This window comes from Brochothrix thermosphacta DSM 20171 = FSL F6-1036, assembly GCF_036884295.1.
GTDB lineage: Bacteria > Bacillota > Bacilli > Lactobacillales > Listeriaceae > Brochothrix > Brochothrix thermosphacta.
This window is the reverse complement of the sequence record NZ_CP145608.1, coordinates 2,087,486-2,103,317: the sequence shown is the minus strand read 5'-3', so window position 1 is coordinate 2,103,317 and position 15,832 is coordinate 2,087,486. Positions and strand designations below refer to the sequence as shown.

Below are 15,832 nucleotides of genomic sequence, written 5' to 3'. Positions count from 1 at the left end.
AATCCCCCTATTAAATAATTCGATTGGTTTACTTTTTATTTAAAACATATTTATCGATTGCGTGAGCAACGCCACTTTCGTAGTTTGGTTTTGTAGTATAAAGCGCAGTATTTTTGACTTCCTGTACACCATTCCCCATAGCAACAGAATGCCCTACGATTGATAACATAGAAATGTCATTTAGATTGTCACCGAGAGCCATTACATTAGTAATATCAATTCCTAAATTATCGGCCAAGTTAGTTAAGGCAATTCCTTTTTGTGCATTTATATGTGTGATTTCGATATTATTTCCACCAGAAGCAGAAATAGCAATATTTTCAATATGATCTAATTTAGGACTCAAATAACCAATCATATCTGCATGATATCCTGAAACAATAATTTTCAAGAAACTATTTTCAGTATAGGTGTTTAAAAATTCTTGGAAGTCATCTACAAAATGAGGAATATGAGCATCGGTAAATTTTGTAGAAAGCTTCTCAGCACCATCTTTAGTCATTTCTTCATTGATACTTAAAAAATATTCAGTTAGTAGACTGATTGTTTCTTCGCGTTTTTCGCCAAAAACATCATCTGATGTGTAAACTTGAAAGATAACTTTCTCATTTTTAATAGCGTTATAGACAGCTAATATCTCTTTAGATGGAAGAACGATTTCCTCAATTAACTCGCCTTTTTCAGACCGCGTTTGAGCACCGTTTAAACAAATCATTTGAATGTTTTCCAATTTTTTTTCAGCTAAAAGCTCAGAAGCACTTGCGTATTCTCTTCCGGTTGCCACAACAACTTTAAAACCTTCTGCTTGAGCATCTCTAATAGCACGGGCATTATCATCAGTGATTTTAGCCTCACTTCCAAGCAATGTTCCGTCCATATCTGTTGCAATTAATTGAATCATAGAATCCTCCTTAAATTTTATGCATACCTATACCTAGTCTACCACGTTTCGTTAATATATAGGCAGTTAAGGATTCATTTTTTTAATTTTATAGTGAAAGAAAAGTGGGGATATTTTCTTTTGGTAAATGAACACCAACCATAAAATAAGGGAAATCTCCATATCGAGAACTCGCTTCATCAAAACGCATTTCATAGACGATTTTTTTGAATTGAAGAGCATCATTACTGAAAAGCGTAACACCCCATTCGTGATCATCAAAACCAATTGAGCCAGTAATGAATTGGCGTATTTGCCCAGCGTATTGTCTACCAATCATGCCATGATCATACATTAATTTTTGACGCTCTTCCATCGACAAACGGAACCAGTTATCATCGCCATCACGTTTTTTATTCATGGGATAAAAACAAACGTATTTATTTTTTGGCAACTGCGGATAAAGTCTATTTTGGATGTGTTTCATAACTTTGGGATTTGATGAATCGCCTGAGTAAGTACTCAATTCAATGACAGAAATATAGGAATGTGTGCGTACAAAATAATCAGCAATTTCCAATTTATTGAATTGATTTTCAACATTGTTTAAGTCGCTTAACTCAGGACGTAAAAGCATTAAACCTAGGTCTGCTTTGTGACCAGTAACATCAAAGAAATAGTGGCTACCATTATTTTCAGCACTAACGTTCTCAAGTGAAGTGATGAAGTTGATAAAATCATTTGTTAATTGTGAACGTTTTTCAGAACTTAAAATACGCCATTTTGCCCAATTTATTGTGCGGAAATCATGAAGGCAATACCAGCCATCGTGGGTTTTAACTGCTTCTACCATTATTATCTCTCCTCTATATATTAATACCTCAATTATAAAGGATAGCAGATTATAAAACCAAAATAGAGGGAAGTTCTCTGAAAAAATTTTGAATTTAGACACTAAATTGAAACATTTGACGGATATTTACTAATAATTATTCTAAATAAGTATGTTAAGCTAATTGTGATTAAAAATAAGGGGGCTATGTTTTGAAAAAAATTGGTTTATTGGTGATGGCCTACGGGACACCATATAAAGAAGAAGATATTTTAAGATATTATACAGATATTCGTCATGGTCATGCACCTACGCAAGAACTATATGATGATTTAGCAGAACGTTATCGTGATATTGGTGGGATTTCTCCTTTAGCACGTATTACAGATGAACAGGCTGCAGCACTTGGTTCAAGTTTGAACAGTAAAAATGAAGATGTTCAATACCAGGTTTATATTGGGCTAAAACATATCGAACCTTGGATTGAAGAGGCTGTTGTCGAGATGGAAAATGATGGCATTAAAGAGGCTTATGGTATAGTACTAGCTCCACAATATTCTGGTTTTAGTACACAATCTTATCATTCTCGTGCTCAGAAAAAAATTGATGAAATTGGTTCGGAAATTAAATTAACAAAAATATTACGTTGGTTTGAAGAACCTAAATTCTTAGATTTTTGGGCAAATCAAATTAAAGCATTGAATCATTCATTTACAGATGAACAAAGAAAAAATGCAATGTATGTTTTTTCTGCTCATAGTTTACCAGTGAAAATTTTAAAAGATGGTGATTATTATCCTCAAGAAGTGAAACGAACTGCGGAATTAATTGCTGAACGAGCAGGTATTACGAATTTTGTTGTAGGGTGGCAAAGTGCTGGTAGAACAGCTGATGAATGGATCGGTCCAGATGTTTTAGATTTAACACGAGAACTTAGTGAAAATAATTATACGGAGTACATATACTTACCCGTTGGTTTTGTAGCAGAACACTTAGAAGTTCTTTATGATAATGATATCGAATGTAAAGATGTTGTAGCCGAAATCGGTGCAAATTATCACCGTTTAGAGATGCCGAATACAGATCCGCTTTTTATTGAAGCATTAACTGATATTGTTATGAAAGCCCGTGAAACTAACCTATGAAAAAAGTAGCTATTATTGGTGGCGGTTTGTCTGGATTAACGGCTGCTTTCTATTTAGCCCGTCAAAATAAAAACATAGATTGGCAAGTGTATGAAGCAAGTGCACGTTTTGGAGGTCATATAAAAACTGTTCATAAGCAAGGTTATATCATTGAAAAAGGGCCAGACTCTTTTTTAGCACGTAAACCAGCAGGGATGCAGTTGATTCATGACTTGAAACTAGATTCAGAACTAGTGAAAAATGCAACGGGACAGTCATACATTTATCAAAATAAAATTTTCCACCCAATACCTGATGGTTCAATCATGGGTATACCTACAAAGTTAAAACCCTTTTTAAAAAGTAAACTGTTTTCGCCACTTGGTAAAGTAAGGGTATTATATGAACTAATCAAACCAGCAGATAGATCAAAAGAAGATCAATCATTAGGTGATTTTTTTGAGAAGCGATTTGGTAAAGAAATGGTTACTCATTTAATTGAACCTCTTTTTTCAGGTATTTATGCAGGTAATCTCTATCAAATGAGTTTGAGAGCAACTTATCCGGCAATGGAAACCCTTCTTAATGAAAATGGTAGTATACTAAAAGGTTTGCGAAAGCAACGAGTACAAACGACAGGAACAAAGCAAACAATTGGTGCATTTCGAACACTAAAGGGTGGAATGACTCAACTTGTTGATGAGTTGGTGAAACAACTTCCAACAGAACGATGTCATCTTAATAAGGCAATTGAAAATATTGAAAAAAAAGAAGATAGATATCATTTACTATTCAAAAATGGAGAAATAGAAGTTGTAGATGAGATTATCTTCGGAATTAATCATTTAAGAGCATTAGAACTAATGCCTCAATATGAGTCACCATTAAAAAATCAAAAAATTGCTTCTTCAGCGACATTGTCATTTGGTTTCAAGATAGATGATGTTCCCAGTCTACCTGACGGAACAGGATTTTTAATGACACGTGAAAAAGACGAACATATGACAGCTTGTACATGGGTCCATACAAAATGGCCACATATGGTACCAGAAAATCGTATATTATTACGTGTGTTTTTAGGCAGAAGCAATCTATCTAACGTTACTGAGTTAGCAGATGATGAATTAATCAGCTTAGCACGTACTTATCTACAAGATATAATGGGTGTTACGGCGGAACCAGAAGTTACTGAAATAAGTAAGATGAATATGGCAATGCCTCAATACGATATTGGACATACTGAAAGAGTAGCTTCGTTATTAGAAAAGACAAAACACCAACGAGAAGGACTGCATTTTATTGGTATGTCATACGAGGGTGTAGGTATTCCAGATTGTATTCAATTAGCTAAAGAAACAGTAAAGAATATGTGAACAAGAACTTTTTATTTGATTTGGAGATAATCTGAATCAGATGAAAAGTTTTTTTGAATGACTTATATTCGCTAAATATATATAGTGCATAAGAATAAATAAGGATAAAGTGATAACAAGGTGATTGTTTTTCCATAAACTGCTTCTTTTTAGGTATTTAATGAGCTATATGAGGAGGTGTTTCTATGTTAAAATCAAGTTGTATGAAGGTGGTATATATATAAATCAGAGAGGAGAATAAAGATGCGCATAGAAGATAATTGGGATGATGTTTTGATTTATTCAATCGTCTTTACTTCTAAAAAAGACTTAAATAAAGAAGTGAAAAAAATACATAGATATTGTATTTTTCCAGTCGATTGGACAAAAATACAAATAGAAAAGCGTTTTAGGGATACAATCCAACAAGATATTAACATTATTGGAATACACGAACATAATTTTGCTTGGCTACCTAAAAATCAAATATTTTCATAAAAATTATTTTAGGCTGTATATTGCCGATATTTGATGGTGATATACGGTCTTTTTTTGATAACTTTACTTTCTAATTTATAAGTAAGCGTATTATGGTGTTGGTGAGTATTCACTGATGCCTATTTTTTGTGGGAAAAGAGAACCACTCAATTGGACTGATTGATATTCAAATGAAAATTTTGAATGTCGATACAAAAAAACAGCCACACAAAGTGCAGCTGTAAAAATACTGTAATATTGGGGTGTTAATTATTTAGCGACAGCTTGAGCTGCAGTAATTAATGCTAATTTATAAGCATCATCTGCAGTACAACCACGCGATAAATCATTCACAGGTTTGTTTAAACCTTGTAGAATAGGTCCAACTGCTTCTAATTTAGCAAAACGTTGTACTAATTTATATCCGATATTACCTGCACTAAGATTAGGGAAAACGAAAACAGAAGCATTACCTAATAAAGGTGAATCAGGTGCTTTTAATTGTGCAACTTCTGGAACAAATGCAGCGTCAAATTGAATTTCACCATCAACTATTAAATCAGGGCGTGCCTCTTTGACAAGGCGAGTTGCTTCAGCAACAGCTTCTGCTTCTGGAGATTTTGCCGAACCATGAGTTGAGAAACTCAACATAGCAATTTTAGGCTCAATGTTGAAAATACTTGCAGTTTCAGCACTTGCAATAGCAGTTTCAGCTAAGTCAATACTATCTGGACTGATGTTGATTGCAACATCTGAAAAGATAAAACGTGATGAACGACCAAGCATCATCATAGCACCAGAAGTTTTTTTGATCCCTGGCTTAGTTTTGATGATTTGTAAAGCAGGTCTAACAGTATCACCTGTTGAGTGAACTGCTCCACTTACAAGACCTTGTACTTTGTCAGTATGCACAAGCATTGTGCCAAAATAGTTTGGATCTAGTAGCATTTTACGAGCTTGTTCCTCAGTTGTTTTACCAGCGCGGCGTTCAACAAAGGCTGTTACCAATTCTTCAAATAATTCATCATTAGCTGGATCATGAGTTTCAATGTTATCAATAATAACACCAGCTTCTTTTGCTGTGGCTGCAATGACTTCAGGATTACCTAATAATACAGGGATAACACTTCCTTCTGCTTGTAAACGTGCAGCAGTTGATACAATACGTGTATCGTTTCCTTCTGGGAAGACAATACGAATATCTTTCCCTACAACTTTTTCTTTTAACTCATTGATTAATGTTTTCAAAATGTTGCCTCCTAAAATTTTTTAATAGTTAAAACGTGATGTGCGAATTCTAAAGATACCCAAAATTACAAATAGCCATGCAAGAATAAAAAAGACGCCACCAATAGGTGTAACGATACCAATTGCAGTGATTTTTATAAGACTAAGTGTATAAAGGCTACCTGAGAAAAATAAAGTACCTATAACCATCAACCATGCCGCAATCGAAAAAAACGAATCACGGAAGAGATGAAGTAAAATAGCAATTACTAATAGTGCGAGTGCATGAAACATTTGATATTGCACTGCAGTTTCCCAAACGGAACGAGAGCTGCCAAGTTGTTCTTTTAAGGCGTGTGCTCCAAATGCACCAAGTGCAACGGCTAGCATTGCAAATACTGCACCAATAATAGCAAATTTTTTCATGTGAGCTCCTCATTTCATGTAGCTTGAAATAAATGCGTGTTAGAAGTCTAGTAATGAACCTGATGAGTGATCGCTTTCTGAAGTGACAGTCAGAGATTCAGTTGGTGAGTGAGACGCAACAGTTGCGATTGGTTTAGGGAGTTCCATTGTGGACGTATTCGAGGGTGATGAAACATCCTCAATCAACAGTGCCAGTTGTTTGATAGTATAGAGGTGTTTTGCTTGTTCACTACCTGTGGCTTCTTTAGCCAAAAGACATTCTGTTTGAATGGCATCAATGATTTTAAACGTTGACATTGTAACACCTTCCAATTCTTATAAATTTGCCCCATAGTACAATTGTATCATAAAAAAGGTGATTAAACATCTAGAAATCAATGAAGAAACGATAAAAAATACAATTGCAATTAAGCATAATAAACGTTATTCTTAAAGCAGTTAAGAATAGGGAGGGAAAGTTGTGATTAACAAGATAAAATGGTGGATGATTATTGTTGTAGCAATACTTGTCATAGGTAGTGGAGTATTGATTTTCAAACCTTTTGCAACGAAAGAAATGGATACATCAACCTTCAAAGCGATTACAACAACTGAGTTTGAGACGATGAAAGAATCTAAAGATGGATTTGTTGTTTATATAGGTCGACCAACGTGTAAATATTGCCGAGCTTTTACACCTAAGCTTGCAAAAATCGCAAAAGATAAAAAACTGACAGTTTATTATTACAATACAGATAAAGCGCGTAAAAGTGATGATAAATCGTTGACTAAACTGCTTAATAATTTAGATGTTTCCTCCGTACCGACACTTATGGTTATTAAAGATAATAAAAAACAGGCCTCTTTTAATGCAGCAGATAAATCAGCGACGCAAACAGAAAAATGGTTAGATACTAATAAATTAAAGTAAGCGCACCCATTATGAACAGACGGTAAGTTAAAATGGTGTTATAATATAGAGGAAAACAGATTGTAAGGGAGAGATATACTATGAGTAATGAACGCGTTTATTTTGGAACATACACAAAAAAAGCAAGCCAAGGCATTTACACAGCGACGGTTAATAATGAAACAGCTGAATTAAGCAATGTTGCTGTTGCAGGTAAGGTAGATAATCCGACCTATTTAACAATTGATCCTACTAATAGTTACCTTTATTCAATTGCTAAGGTAGATGGTAAAGGTGGAATTCAATCTTTTAAAATTAATGAAGATGCAACATTAACACCATTAAATAATATTTCAGAAGAGGGAGCACCACCTTGTTATGTTGCAATTAATAATGCAGGTAATGTATTGTATACAGCAAACTATCACCGTGGTTTAATTGATTCAGTCGCTTTGAATGAAGATGGATCAATTGATCGTGTGGTTTCAAGAGATGCACATGAAGGTAATAGCATTAATCCTGAACGTCAAGATAAAGCTTATGCTCACTATTCAGACTTAACACCTGATGGTAAATTTGTCTTAGGTGTAGATTTAGGAACGGATGAGATTTATTCATATAAAGTAAATGGAGCGGAATTAGAACGTGTTGCTATACTATCTGTTAAGCCAGGAAGTGGCCCTCGTCATCTTGTTTTCACAAAAGATGGTGAAACAGTGTATATCATGACAGAGTTATCTAACGAAGTAATTGTTGCTAAATTCAACAAAGAGACAGGTGGTCTTGTAGTAAAACAAACAATTTACTCACTCCCTGAAGATTTTAAAGGAGCTAACAAAGGTTCAGCTATCCGTATTACGCCAAACGAAAAAACATTATATGTTTCAAACCGTGGTTATGATGGGATTACTGCTTTTGATATCGCAGCGGATGGCACGTTGTCAGTTAAACAATTTATTTCATCATTCGGAGTTGGTCCACGAGATATTAATGTCAATGCAGCAGGAACTGTTCTGATTGCAGCAAATGAGGATACAGGAACTGCAACATCGTATAAAATTAATGCAGAATCTGGTGAATTAACAGCAGTCAGTAAAGAAGTGAGTGTCCCTGAAACAGTGGCAGTATCATTTTTAAATAACATTAACTAAAGGAGTCTCTCTATGTCAAATTATCAAGGTTTCCATATCCAAGTTTTACATCCAGCAGATGAAAATACAGTACGATCTGTATTTGAAAAAGCACCTAATTATTTTAAAGAAACAAAAAAACGTTTATTTACTGAAGCGGATATCGAACTAGTTCTTGGAACGAATAAACCGAATTTCAATAAGTATACGTTTGCACTTTTGGACGGTGAAGACAATGCAAAAGGCTTGTTGGATATTTTACAAAATCCAAATGAAAGTACACATTTTACAATAGAATGGTTAGTTATTGCTGAAGATGTAGTTGAAGAAGGTCTTGATGAACTACTAGAAAAAGTTGCTCTTCAATGGGCAAAAGATGATGGTGGGAAGCAATTTGATATTACGTTTCCATCAAGTTACGACGTTGGTATTTCATTCTGGAAAAAATTAGGTTACTCTGTACTAACTGAGACGGAAGAGAATATCACATTAAGTAAAGCTCTCTAAGTTTAATAAATAGAGAACATGTTAGTGTTTCAATTAATAGACAGATTATGTATTACGAATTTTTATTCGTCAATAGATAGTCTGTTTTTTTAGTGTTATCATTTACAATGACTGTGTTTAAAGATTCTATCTATGGTGTGGGTGAAGTTTCACTGATGCCTATTTTTCACAAAAGAATACGTCGGCATACGGAATCATACATTATTAACAAAAGGAACGGTACCCAAGCAACTAACAAAAGGAACTATACTCAAGCAACTAGCATAAGGTGTGGTACTCAAGCAACTACCAAAATGTGTGGTATTCAGCAACTAACAAAAGGAATGGTACTCAAGCAACTAACAAAAGGAATGGTACTCAAGCAACTAGCATAAGGTGTGGTACTCAATCAACTACCAAAAGGTGTGGTACTCAATCAACTAACAAAAGGAATGGTATTCAAGCAACTAGCAAAAGATGTGGTACTCAAGCAACTAGCAAAAGGAATGGTATTCAAGCAACTAACAAAAGGAATGGTACTCAAGCAACTAGCAAAAGATGTGGTACTCAAGCAACTAGCAAAAGGAATGGTATTCAAGCAACTAACAAAAGGAACGGTATTCAAGCAACTAACAAAAGGAATGGTACTCAAGCAACTAACAAAAGGAATGGTACTCAAGCAACTAGCAAAAGATGTGGTACTCAAGCAACTAGCAAAAGGAATGGTATTCAAGCAACTAACAAAAGGTGTGGTACTCAAGCAACTAGCATAAGGTGTGGTACTCAAGCAACTACCAAAATGTGTGGTATTCAGCAACTACCAAAATGTGTGGTATTCAGCAACTAACAAAAGGAATGGTACTCAAGCAACTAACAAAAGGTGTGGTACTCAATTTCCTTTGGAAATTTCCGTCCCATACTGTCTTTGTAAGCCCATATATTCGCAACAATGTCAGCACCCATACTGTCTTTGTAAGCTCATGTATTCGCAACAATGTCAGCACCCATACTATCCTCGTAAGCAAATAAATTTACAACGATGATAACAAAGGAGTGGTACTCGCTTTCGCTCCGTCCCATACTATCCTCGTAAGCAAATAAATTTACAACGATGATAGCAACAAAAAAAGCCACACATTATGTGTGGCTTTTGAATAATAATTTAGTTTAGTTAAAGTTACCAACAGTTCCGAATCCAACAAGGAACTCGCCCCAGCCGTTTCCGTGAATGTTGTCAATTTTAACACCATTATTTTGAGCATTGATCATTTGGCCGTTACCCATGTAAATACCAACATGATCGATTGAAGAACCACCGTTGTAAGAGAAGAATACTAAATCTCCGGGTTTAGCTTGGCCTTCAGAAATTTTAGTTGATTGGTTCATTTGATCTCCAGCAGTACGGTTTAACGAAACACCTGAGTTTCCGTAAACATACTGTGTAAATCCTGAACAATCAAATCCAGATGGTGTTGTACCGCCCCAAACATAAGGAGTACCGCTGAATTGTTGAGCAAAACTAAACAGTGTATTAAAACTTAAGCCACTTGTTGAAGGTGCAGAAGGCTTAGAAGGTTTATAAGTTGTTGTAGGTGTAGTTGGTTTAGGTGTAGTTGGTTTAGGTGTTACTGATGATGAAGCAGCACCTTTAAGTTGAAGTACTTGTCCGACAGATAAATCGTTAGCATTTGAAAGATTATTGCGGTTAACAAGATAACTTACAGATACACCATATTGTGATGCGATTTTACCTAATGAATCACCAGATTTTACAGTATGAGTTGAAGCTGATACAGAAGGTTTTGCTACTGTTTGTGTTGAAGGTGTTTGTGTAGCTACTGTTTGTGTAGGTTTTGGTGCAGTAACTGTTGGTGCTGGAACTGAACCTTTAACTTTTAATGTTTGTCCTACTGTAAGCGAGTTAGCATTTGAAAGGTTATTAAGAGCGACTAATTTAGAAGTCGTTGTTCCAAATTGACTAGCGATAACTGCTAATGTATCACCAGCATTAACTTTGTAAGTTGAAGCATTAGTATTAACTGTAGCTTCCGTTTTTTCTTCGGCAACAGGTTTTGTTTCTTTTGGTGTTTCTGAAACTGTAGGGGCTTTAACTTCACCTTTTACAGCGAGAACTTGTCCGACAGATAAAGTTTCAGAATTTGTTAATTCATTGAGTGCGGCAATTTTATTCACAGATGTATTGAATAAATCAGCAATTTTACTTAATGAATCACCCGCTTTAACTTCATAAGTGGAAGCATTTGTATCAACTTCTTCAGCAACAGGAGCTGCTTCTTCAGCGGCTGGAGCAGTTTCTTCAGCAACAGGAGCTGCTTCTTCAGCGGCTGGAGCAGTTTCTTCAGAAACAGGAGCAGTTTCTTCAGCGGCTGGAGCAGTTTCTTCAGCAACAGGAGCAGTTTCTTCAGCAACAGGAGCTGCTTCTTCAGCAACAGGAGCTGCTTTTTCAGCAACAGGAGCAGTTTCTTCAGCAACAGGAGCAGTTTCTTCAGCAACAGGAGCTACTTCTTCAGCAACAGGAGTTTGTGCAGAGGTTGAAACGTCTGATGTTTTTTGAACAACAGCTGTCGTATCCATTACATAATCAATTCCTGGTATCTCTAATTTTTGATTAACAAAAATAGTATTAGATGTTAACTTATTGATGTTTTTTAATTCTTCAACAGAAGTATGGTTTGCTTGAGCGATCTTCCAAAGAGAATCACCACTTTTAACGACATATGTGTCTTTATTTTGTGCCACTTTTAATTGTTGACCGATTTGGATATTATCTGAGTCTAAATTGTTAATCTCTTTTAAATCTTTTACGGTTGTTTTATGTTTATTTGCCAAGTCCCAAAGTGTATCGTTCTTTTCAACTGTGATATCGGTTGAGGCTGCCGCTGCTGTTGGTGCTACAATAGATGTTGCAGCGATACTAGCTGAAGCTAAAGATAACGTTAATTTTTTCATGTTTTCTCTCTCCCTTTCATGCTCGTAATAGTGTGTTCATGTACAAATAATTGTAATGCTAATAATTTGAAATAAACCTATCTCATCATAACATTCAATCTACATACTAATTCTACAGTGAAAAGAACATAATTACAACGAATGTCACATACTTGAAATATTTAAGGGTCTTAAGACCTAATTAATTTCGACTTGAAATTGAATAATATGTCATATATTTATGAGTTATATCGCATTATTGTATTGAAAAGTATAATTATTGATGCAACAATGGTAAGTTATTAGATATTATAATATAAAAATACCATTTAAATTTTAATCATTGTATAATGAAAGAGTAGCAATCAGGAGGGTATTAAACTATGAACATTGGTAAACATAATAAACAGATGACAGAATACCGCCGTCTAGCCCGTCGTGTTTTGAAGCAAAGTAAACTCTATACTTATTTTGATGATAGTGAATTTAGTGAACAAACAGCCTTTTGGCGAATTAAATATAAAGAAGGTCAACCCTTAACTGAGGATGATCTTGTGAAATCTTTTGCCTTACTGCGTGAAGCGATCCACCGTGTTATTGGTTTTGAAGCGGCTTATGTGCAGCTTATAGGAGCACTTGCACTCGAGGATGGTTGTATTGCTGAAATGAAAACGGGTGAAGGAAAGACGCTCGTATCATTATTTGTATTGTATTCAGAAGTTTTAAAAGGGAATAAAGTACATCTTATGACTGCAAATACATATCTTGCTGAAAGAGACCGGGAAGAAATTGGACGTATCCTTGAATTTATGGGTTTAACGGTTACTTTAAATATAGCTGAAGCATCCATCGGAGAAAAAAAAGCGATTTATGAAGGTGATGTTATTTATGGCACGGCTTCAGAATTCGGCTTTGATTATCTGCGAGATAATATGATAAAAAACAACGAAGATCGTGTTCAGACTGGATTGGATTTTGTTTTATTAGATGAAGCAGACTCTATTCTAATTGACGAAGCACGGACACCGTTAATTATCTCAAGTACTAAAACAGAAGATTTATCTTTATATCAACGTGCCAACCGCTTGTTGTCAACATTTAATCAGTCAGACTATAATTTTGATGAAATTCATCATACAGTATGGTTGTCAGAAAATGGTATTGAAAAATCAGAGTATTTTTGGCAAGTGAAAGATTTGTTTTCTTCAGAGAATCAACATTTAATACGCGCAACAATGACAGCTCTGAGAGCACATATTTTAATGAAAAAGGATAAAAACTATGTTGTAATGGATGGTAAAGTTGTCATCGTGGATGAAAATACTGGTCGAGCAATACCAGGCCGTCGTTATAATGATGGTATTCATCAAGCGCTTGAAGCAAAAGAAAGTGTTGAAATTAACTATGAATCAACAACTTTAGCAACGATTACGATTCAAAACTATTTTAGAATGTATCAAAAAGTATCTGGTATGACTGGAACTGCATCAACAGAGGCAGAAGAATTTCATAATATTTATAATTTGGATGTTGTGGTCATCCCGACCAACATGAGAATAAATCGTAAAGATAAAGCAGAGGAAATATATCGAACACGAGAAGAGCAAGGAAAAGCAATAGTACAAGAAGTTTATCACAATTTGAAAGAAGGTAGACCGTCTTTAGTAGGTACTAATTCTATTCAAGATAGTGAGTGGCTTGGGGAATTACTTAACATTGAAGGCATCCCGTATAACATTTTAAATGCTAAAAATCATCGATTAGAAGCAGCTATTATATCAAAAGCTGGGACTGTAGGAACGGTGACCATAGCAACCAATATGGCAGGTCGCGGTACAGATATTAAATTAGATCAAGCATCTTTAAAACGCGGTGGCTTATGTGTGATTGGAGCCTCTCGTTTTGATAGTCGTCGCATTGATTTACAATTAATTGGTCGTTCAGGCCGTCGTGGTGATCCAGGTTACAGCAAATTTATTTTATCGTTAGAAGACGAGCTTCTGAAGCAATTTGATAGTAAACGATGGGAACGCTACAAATTAAAAAAACGAGAACTGACCTATCAACCACTTAAAGGTAAATTCATCAAAAAGTTAATGCGTAATGCTCAAGAAGCAATGGAAGCACATAATTTTGATGTGCGTAAACAATTGTTGCAATACGATGAAATTTTACATGTTCAAAGTCAGACAGTTTATGCTGAAAGACGCAAAATTTTAGATATGACAACAACAAAAGCTTTTACTGAAGCAATTATGGAAGAAATTTTGACAACGATATTTATAAAAGAAAAGACAGATGAAGCAAAAAAAGTTGCTATTTTTGATTTGTTTGATGGTATCGCTTTGCCACTACCGGTCGATGAACTAGTTGATATGGGTAAACGTGAGGGTGTAACGTTTATGCTGAAATGGTATAATGAGAATCGTTTGCGTTTTAATGCTTATTCAATTAATCAAATGGAGCGTGAAATGTTTATTGAAACGATAGATGAACAATGGATCGATTATCTTTATCAAGTTGAGGCAATTAAGGAAGGTATTGGATTAAGAGCTTATGGGCAAATTGATCCATTAGTGACGTTCCAAAGAGAAACTAACATTCTTTATAACCGTTTTATTGAAGCATGCAATGCAGCTTATGTAACTAAAATCCTTACTCTACCAGTGCCTTCGTCACCAGCAGAAACGACATTGGCTTTAGATATTAATGAGGTTAAACGCGTGATGAAAGAGTTAGGGATTGAGGCAGACTCAGAAGAAGAATCTATTCGTATGCTACATGAATCGTATAATAAAAAATAAAATTAGCACCCTTCTAATAGTTATATCAGAGGGGTGTTTTTTAATAATATAAATTTCTAAAAAAGATAAGTTGTACTGTGAAAAGTAAATAAAAATAGTGTTGACGACAAAATGTCATCAACACTATTAAGTGAGCCGAATTTCTATTAAGCAATTTTTTTACGAGCTTGTCCAGGATTAGCACCGCGGATATAGTAGAATGTAACGCCTAAAATACCAACGAAAACGACACCTAATAAGCAAGTAAGTATCAACAAAGCCGTTGAGAGTTGGAATAAAGAAGCTACTAATAAACCAACAAAAAAACCATAAGCAGCGCCATACATTGCGAAACGTATAGGGGTACCTTTACGTAAACCGTAATATAATTCTGCAGCAGTTGCGCCAATAAAAACAACAGGTGCACTAATCAACACACACATCAGAATCCCGAGTGTGTAATTTTCTCTGAAAACAATCATATAAGCGATAAAAGCGAAGATGATAAACTGTACAATCGTCGCTAAAAAAGTTACGACAAAACGCATAAAAAACATCCCTTTCATAAATACATTATATGCTTATTGTAGATGAAAAACATGAAAGTTACAATGGCATAAAAAAATTGATATATACTACTGTATAATACCGTTTATTAGTTATTATTTAGTAGTATATTATTGTTTGCTTATCGAAAAAATAAATGGTATTATGCATTAGTGCTACTAAGTTTAGTGAAATTACTAATTTTAGTAAAGGAGGATGTTATGGAGATTCCAACAAATTTAAAGCATGCACCTGTGTTTACAGTAGAGAACTATGATGACATCGACGGAAGACTAACAAAAGAAGAAACTGATACTAAAGGGTTATCTTTAGGGATAGCACAGTGGAGTAAGCGTGGTAATTATGACGTTTCAGCTAAAGTATGGCGTTATACGGGCGAAAAGTGGTCTCGTCAATCAGAGGAATTACCTTTGCATCGGGTGTTAGATTTGGCAATTATGATTGCTGAAGCAAAAAAATATTTACAAGAGGCTTATCAACATGAAAAATTGTATGATCCTGAACAGGTTGAAATAGCTAAGGTAGCATTGCAAGGGAATGCGATGCGTTTAGGGATATGCACAAATAATGAACATATTGATGAAGATATTAAATTATTTAATGAAACGATGCGAAAAGACGATGAGTTGATTGGTGAGCGAATTCAACGTTTAAAAGAAGCATTAAAAGATGTTTTATAATTATCTTAAATAGAAACAATAACATGAAGA

At 34.9% G+C, this 15,832-nt stretch carries 16 protein-coding genes; 9 read left to right on the top strand and 7 right to left on the bottom strand.

The genetic code is table 11. The annotated features are described in order from the left end of the window. Positions 1 to 28: 28 nt before the first annotated feature. Positions 29 to 901, bottom strand: coding sequence for a Cof-type HAD-IIB family hydrolase (locus tag V6S17_RS10530; RefSeq protein WP_029091352.1), 873 nt, complete (start codon positions 899 to 901; stop codon positions 29 to 31). Positions 902 to 989: 88 nt separating this feature from the next. After that, the gene (gene hemQ / locus V6S17_RS10525; protein ID WP_029091353.1) at positions 990 to 1,733 is read right to left on the bottom strand and encodes a hydrogen peroxide-dependent heme synthase; all 744 of its coding nucleotides are present in this window, start codon (positions 1,731 to 1,733) and stop codon (positions 990 to 992) included. Positions 1,734 to 1,924: 191 nt separating this feature from the next. On the opposite strand from hemQ, the gene hemH reads away from it, so the two are divergent. From hemH to V6S17_RS10510, 3 genes are all read left to right on the top strand, one after another. Beyond that, positions 1,925 to 2,857, top strand: coding sequence for a ferrochelatase (gene hemH / locus V6S17_RS10520; RefSeq protein WP_029091354.1), 933 nt, complete (start codon positions 1,925 to 1,927; stop codon positions 2,855 to 2,857). Then, entirely contained in the window at positions 2,854 to 4,209 is a 1,356-nt protein-coding gene (gene hemG / locus V6S17_RS10515; RefSeq protein ID WP_029091355.1) for a protoporphyrinogen oxidase, read from the top strand. Before hemH ends, hemG begins: the two co-directional genes overlap by 4 nt. A 243-nt stretch (positions 4,210 to 4,452) precedes the next feature. Then, positions 4,453 to 4,686, top strand: a complete 234-nt coding sequence (locus V6S17_RS10510) for a hypothetical protein (RefSeq protein ID WP_029091356.1) — start codon at positions 4,453 to 4,455, stop codon at positions 4,684 to 4,686. Positions 4,687 to 4,935: 249 nt separating this feature from the next. Here V6S17_RS10510 and pta read toward each other — a convergent pair whose 3' ends face one another. Genes pta through V6S17_RS10495 form a run of 3 tightly spaced genes read right to left on the bottom strand, consistent with a single transcriptional unit; the run spans position 4,936 to position 6,615 of the window. After that, on the bottom strand, positions 4,936 to 5,913 hold the full coding sequence (pta, locus tag V6S17_RS10505; protein ID WP_036027201.1) for a phosphate acetyltransferase: 978 nt from the start codon (positions 5,911 to 5,913) through the stop codon (positions 4,936 to 4,938). Between the two features lie 21 nt (positions 5,914 to 5,934). Beyond that, entirely contained in the window at positions 5,935 to 6,318 is a 384-nt protein-coding gene (locus V6S17_RS10500; RefSeq protein ID WP_029091358.1) for a DUF423 domain-containing protein, read from the bottom strand. A gap of 39 nt (positions 6,319 to 6,357) precedes the next feature. Then, the gene (locus tag V6S17_RS10495) at positions 6,358 to 6,615 is read right to left on the bottom strand and encodes a hypothetical protein (protein WP_029091359.1); all 258 of its coding nucleotides are present in this window, start codon (positions 6,613 to 6,615) and stop codon (positions 6,358 to 6,360) included. Positions 6,616 to 6,778: 163 nt separating this feature from the next. Between V6S17_RS10495 and V6S17_RS10490 the strand changes: the two genes are divergently transcribed. From V6S17_RS10490 to V6S17_RS10475, 4 genes are all read left to right on the top strand, one after another. Next, entirely contained in the window at positions 6,779 to 7,228 is a 450-nt protein-coding gene (locus tag V6S17_RS10490) for a thioredoxin family protein (RefSeq protein ID WP_051457310.1), read from the top strand. Positions 7,229 to 7,308: 80 nt separating this feature from the next. Next, positions 7,309 to 8,358, top strand: coding sequence for a lactonase family protein (locus tag V6S17_RS10485; protein ID WP_029091360.1), 1,050 nt, complete (start codon positions 7,309 to 7,311; stop codon positions 8,356 to 8,358). A 12-nt stretch (positions 8,359 to 8,370) separates the two neighbouring features. Next, on the top strand, positions 8,371 to 8,844 hold the full coding sequence (locus V6S17_RS10480; protein WP_029091361.1) for a hypothetical protein: 474 nt from the start codon (positions 8,371 to 8,373) through the stop codon (positions 8,842 to 8,844). A 377-nt stretch (positions 8,845 to 9,221) separates the two neighbouring features. Continuing rightward, a complete protein-coding gene (locus V6S17_RS10475) occupies positions 9,222 to 9,596 on the top strand; it encodes a hypothetical protein (protein ID WP_338515675.1) in 375 nt (124 codons plus the stop codon). Positions 9,597 to 9,990: 394 nt separating this feature from the next. On the opposite strand, the gene V6S17_RS10470 is transcribed toward V6S17_RS10475, so the two are convergent. Beyond that, positions 9,991 to 11,793: a LysM peptidoglycan-binding domain-containing protein gene (locus V6S17_RS10470; protein ID WP_051457309.1), complete on the bottom strand. Its 1,803-nt coding sequence runs from the start codon at positions 11,791 to 11,793 to the stop codon at positions 9,991 to 9,993. A 362-nt stretch (positions 11,794 to 12,155) separates the two neighbouring features. Here V6S17_RS10470 and V6S17_RS10465 point away from each other — a divergent pair, with 362 nt between their 5' ends. Continuing rightward, positions 12,156 to 14,576: a DEAD/DEAH box helicase gene (locus V6S17_RS10465; RefSeq protein WP_051535964.1), complete on the top strand. Its 2,421-nt coding sequence runs from the start codon at positions 12,156 to 12,158 to the stop codon at positions 14,574 to 14,576. A gap of 146 nt (positions 14,577 to 14,722) precedes the next feature. On the opposite strand, the gene V6S17_RS10460 is transcribed toward V6S17_RS10465, so the two are convergent. Further along, entirely contained in the window at positions 14,723 to 15,103 is a 381-nt protein-coding gene (locus tag V6S17_RS10460; RefSeq protein ID WP_029091363.1) for a hypothetical protein, read from the bottom strand. A gap of 219 nt (positions 15,104 to 15,322) precedes the next feature. Between V6S17_RS10460 and V6S17_RS10455 the strand changes: the two genes are divergently transcribed. Continuing rightward, positions 15,323 to 15,802, top strand: a complete 480-nt coding sequence (locus tag V6S17_RS10455; protein ID WP_029091364.1) for a DUF6530 family protein — start codon at positions 15,323 to 15,325, stop codon at positions 15,800 to 15,802. Positions 15,803 to 15,832 lie beyond the last annotated feature (30 nt).

Excerpts from the sequence above, each read along its gene's own strand:
- V6S17_RS10470 (WP_051457309.1), bottom strand. The coding sequence starts at position 11,793 with ATGAAAAAATTAACGTTATCTTTAGCTTCAGCTAGTATCGCTGCAACA.
- V6S17_RS10485 (WP_029091360.1), top strand. The coding sequence starts at position 7,309 with ATGAGTAATGAACGCGTTTATTTTGGAACATACACAAAAAAAGCAAGC.
- hemG (WP_029091355.1), top strand. The coding sequence starts at position 2,854 with ATGAAAAAAGTAGCTATTATTGGTGGCGGTTTGTCTGGATTAACGGCT.
- V6S17_RS10500 (WP_029091358.1), bottom strand. The coding sequence starts at position 6,318 with ATGAAAAAATTTGCTATTATTGGTGCAGTATTTGCAATGCTAGCCGTT.
- V6S17_RS10460 (WP_029091363.1), bottom strand. The coding sequence starts at position 15,103 with ATGCGTTTTGTCGTAACTTTTTTAGCGACGATTGTACAGTTTATCATC.
- V6S17_RS10495 (WP_029091359.1), bottom strand. The coding sequence starts at position 6,615 with ATGTCAACGTTTAAAATCATTGATGCCATTCAAACAGAATGTCTTTTG.
- V6S17_RS10510 (WP_029091356.1), top strand. The coding sequence starts at position 4,453 with ATGCGCATAGAAGATAATTGGGATGATGTTTTGATTTATTCAATCGTC.
- hemQ (WP_029091353.1), bottom strand. The coding sequence starts at position 1,733 with ATGGTAGAAGCAGTTAAAACCCACGATGGCTGGTATTGCCTTCATGAT.
- V6S17_RS10455 (WP_029091364.1), top strand. The coding sequence starts at position 15,323 with ATGGAGATTCCAACAAATTTAAAGCATGCACCTGTGTTTACAGTAGAG.
- V6S17_RS10465 (WP_051535964.1), top strand. The coding sequence starts at position 12,156 with ATGAACATTGGTAAACATAATAAACAGATGACAGAATACCGCCGTCTA.
- V6S17_RS10480 (WP_029091361.1), top strand. The coding sequence starts at position 8,371 with ATGTCAAATTATCAAGGTTTCCATATCCAAGTTTTACATCCAGCAGAT.
- V6S17_RS10530 (WP_029091352.1), bottom strand. The coding sequence starts at position 901 with ATGATTCAATTAATTGCAACAGATATGGACGGAACATTGCTTGGAAGT.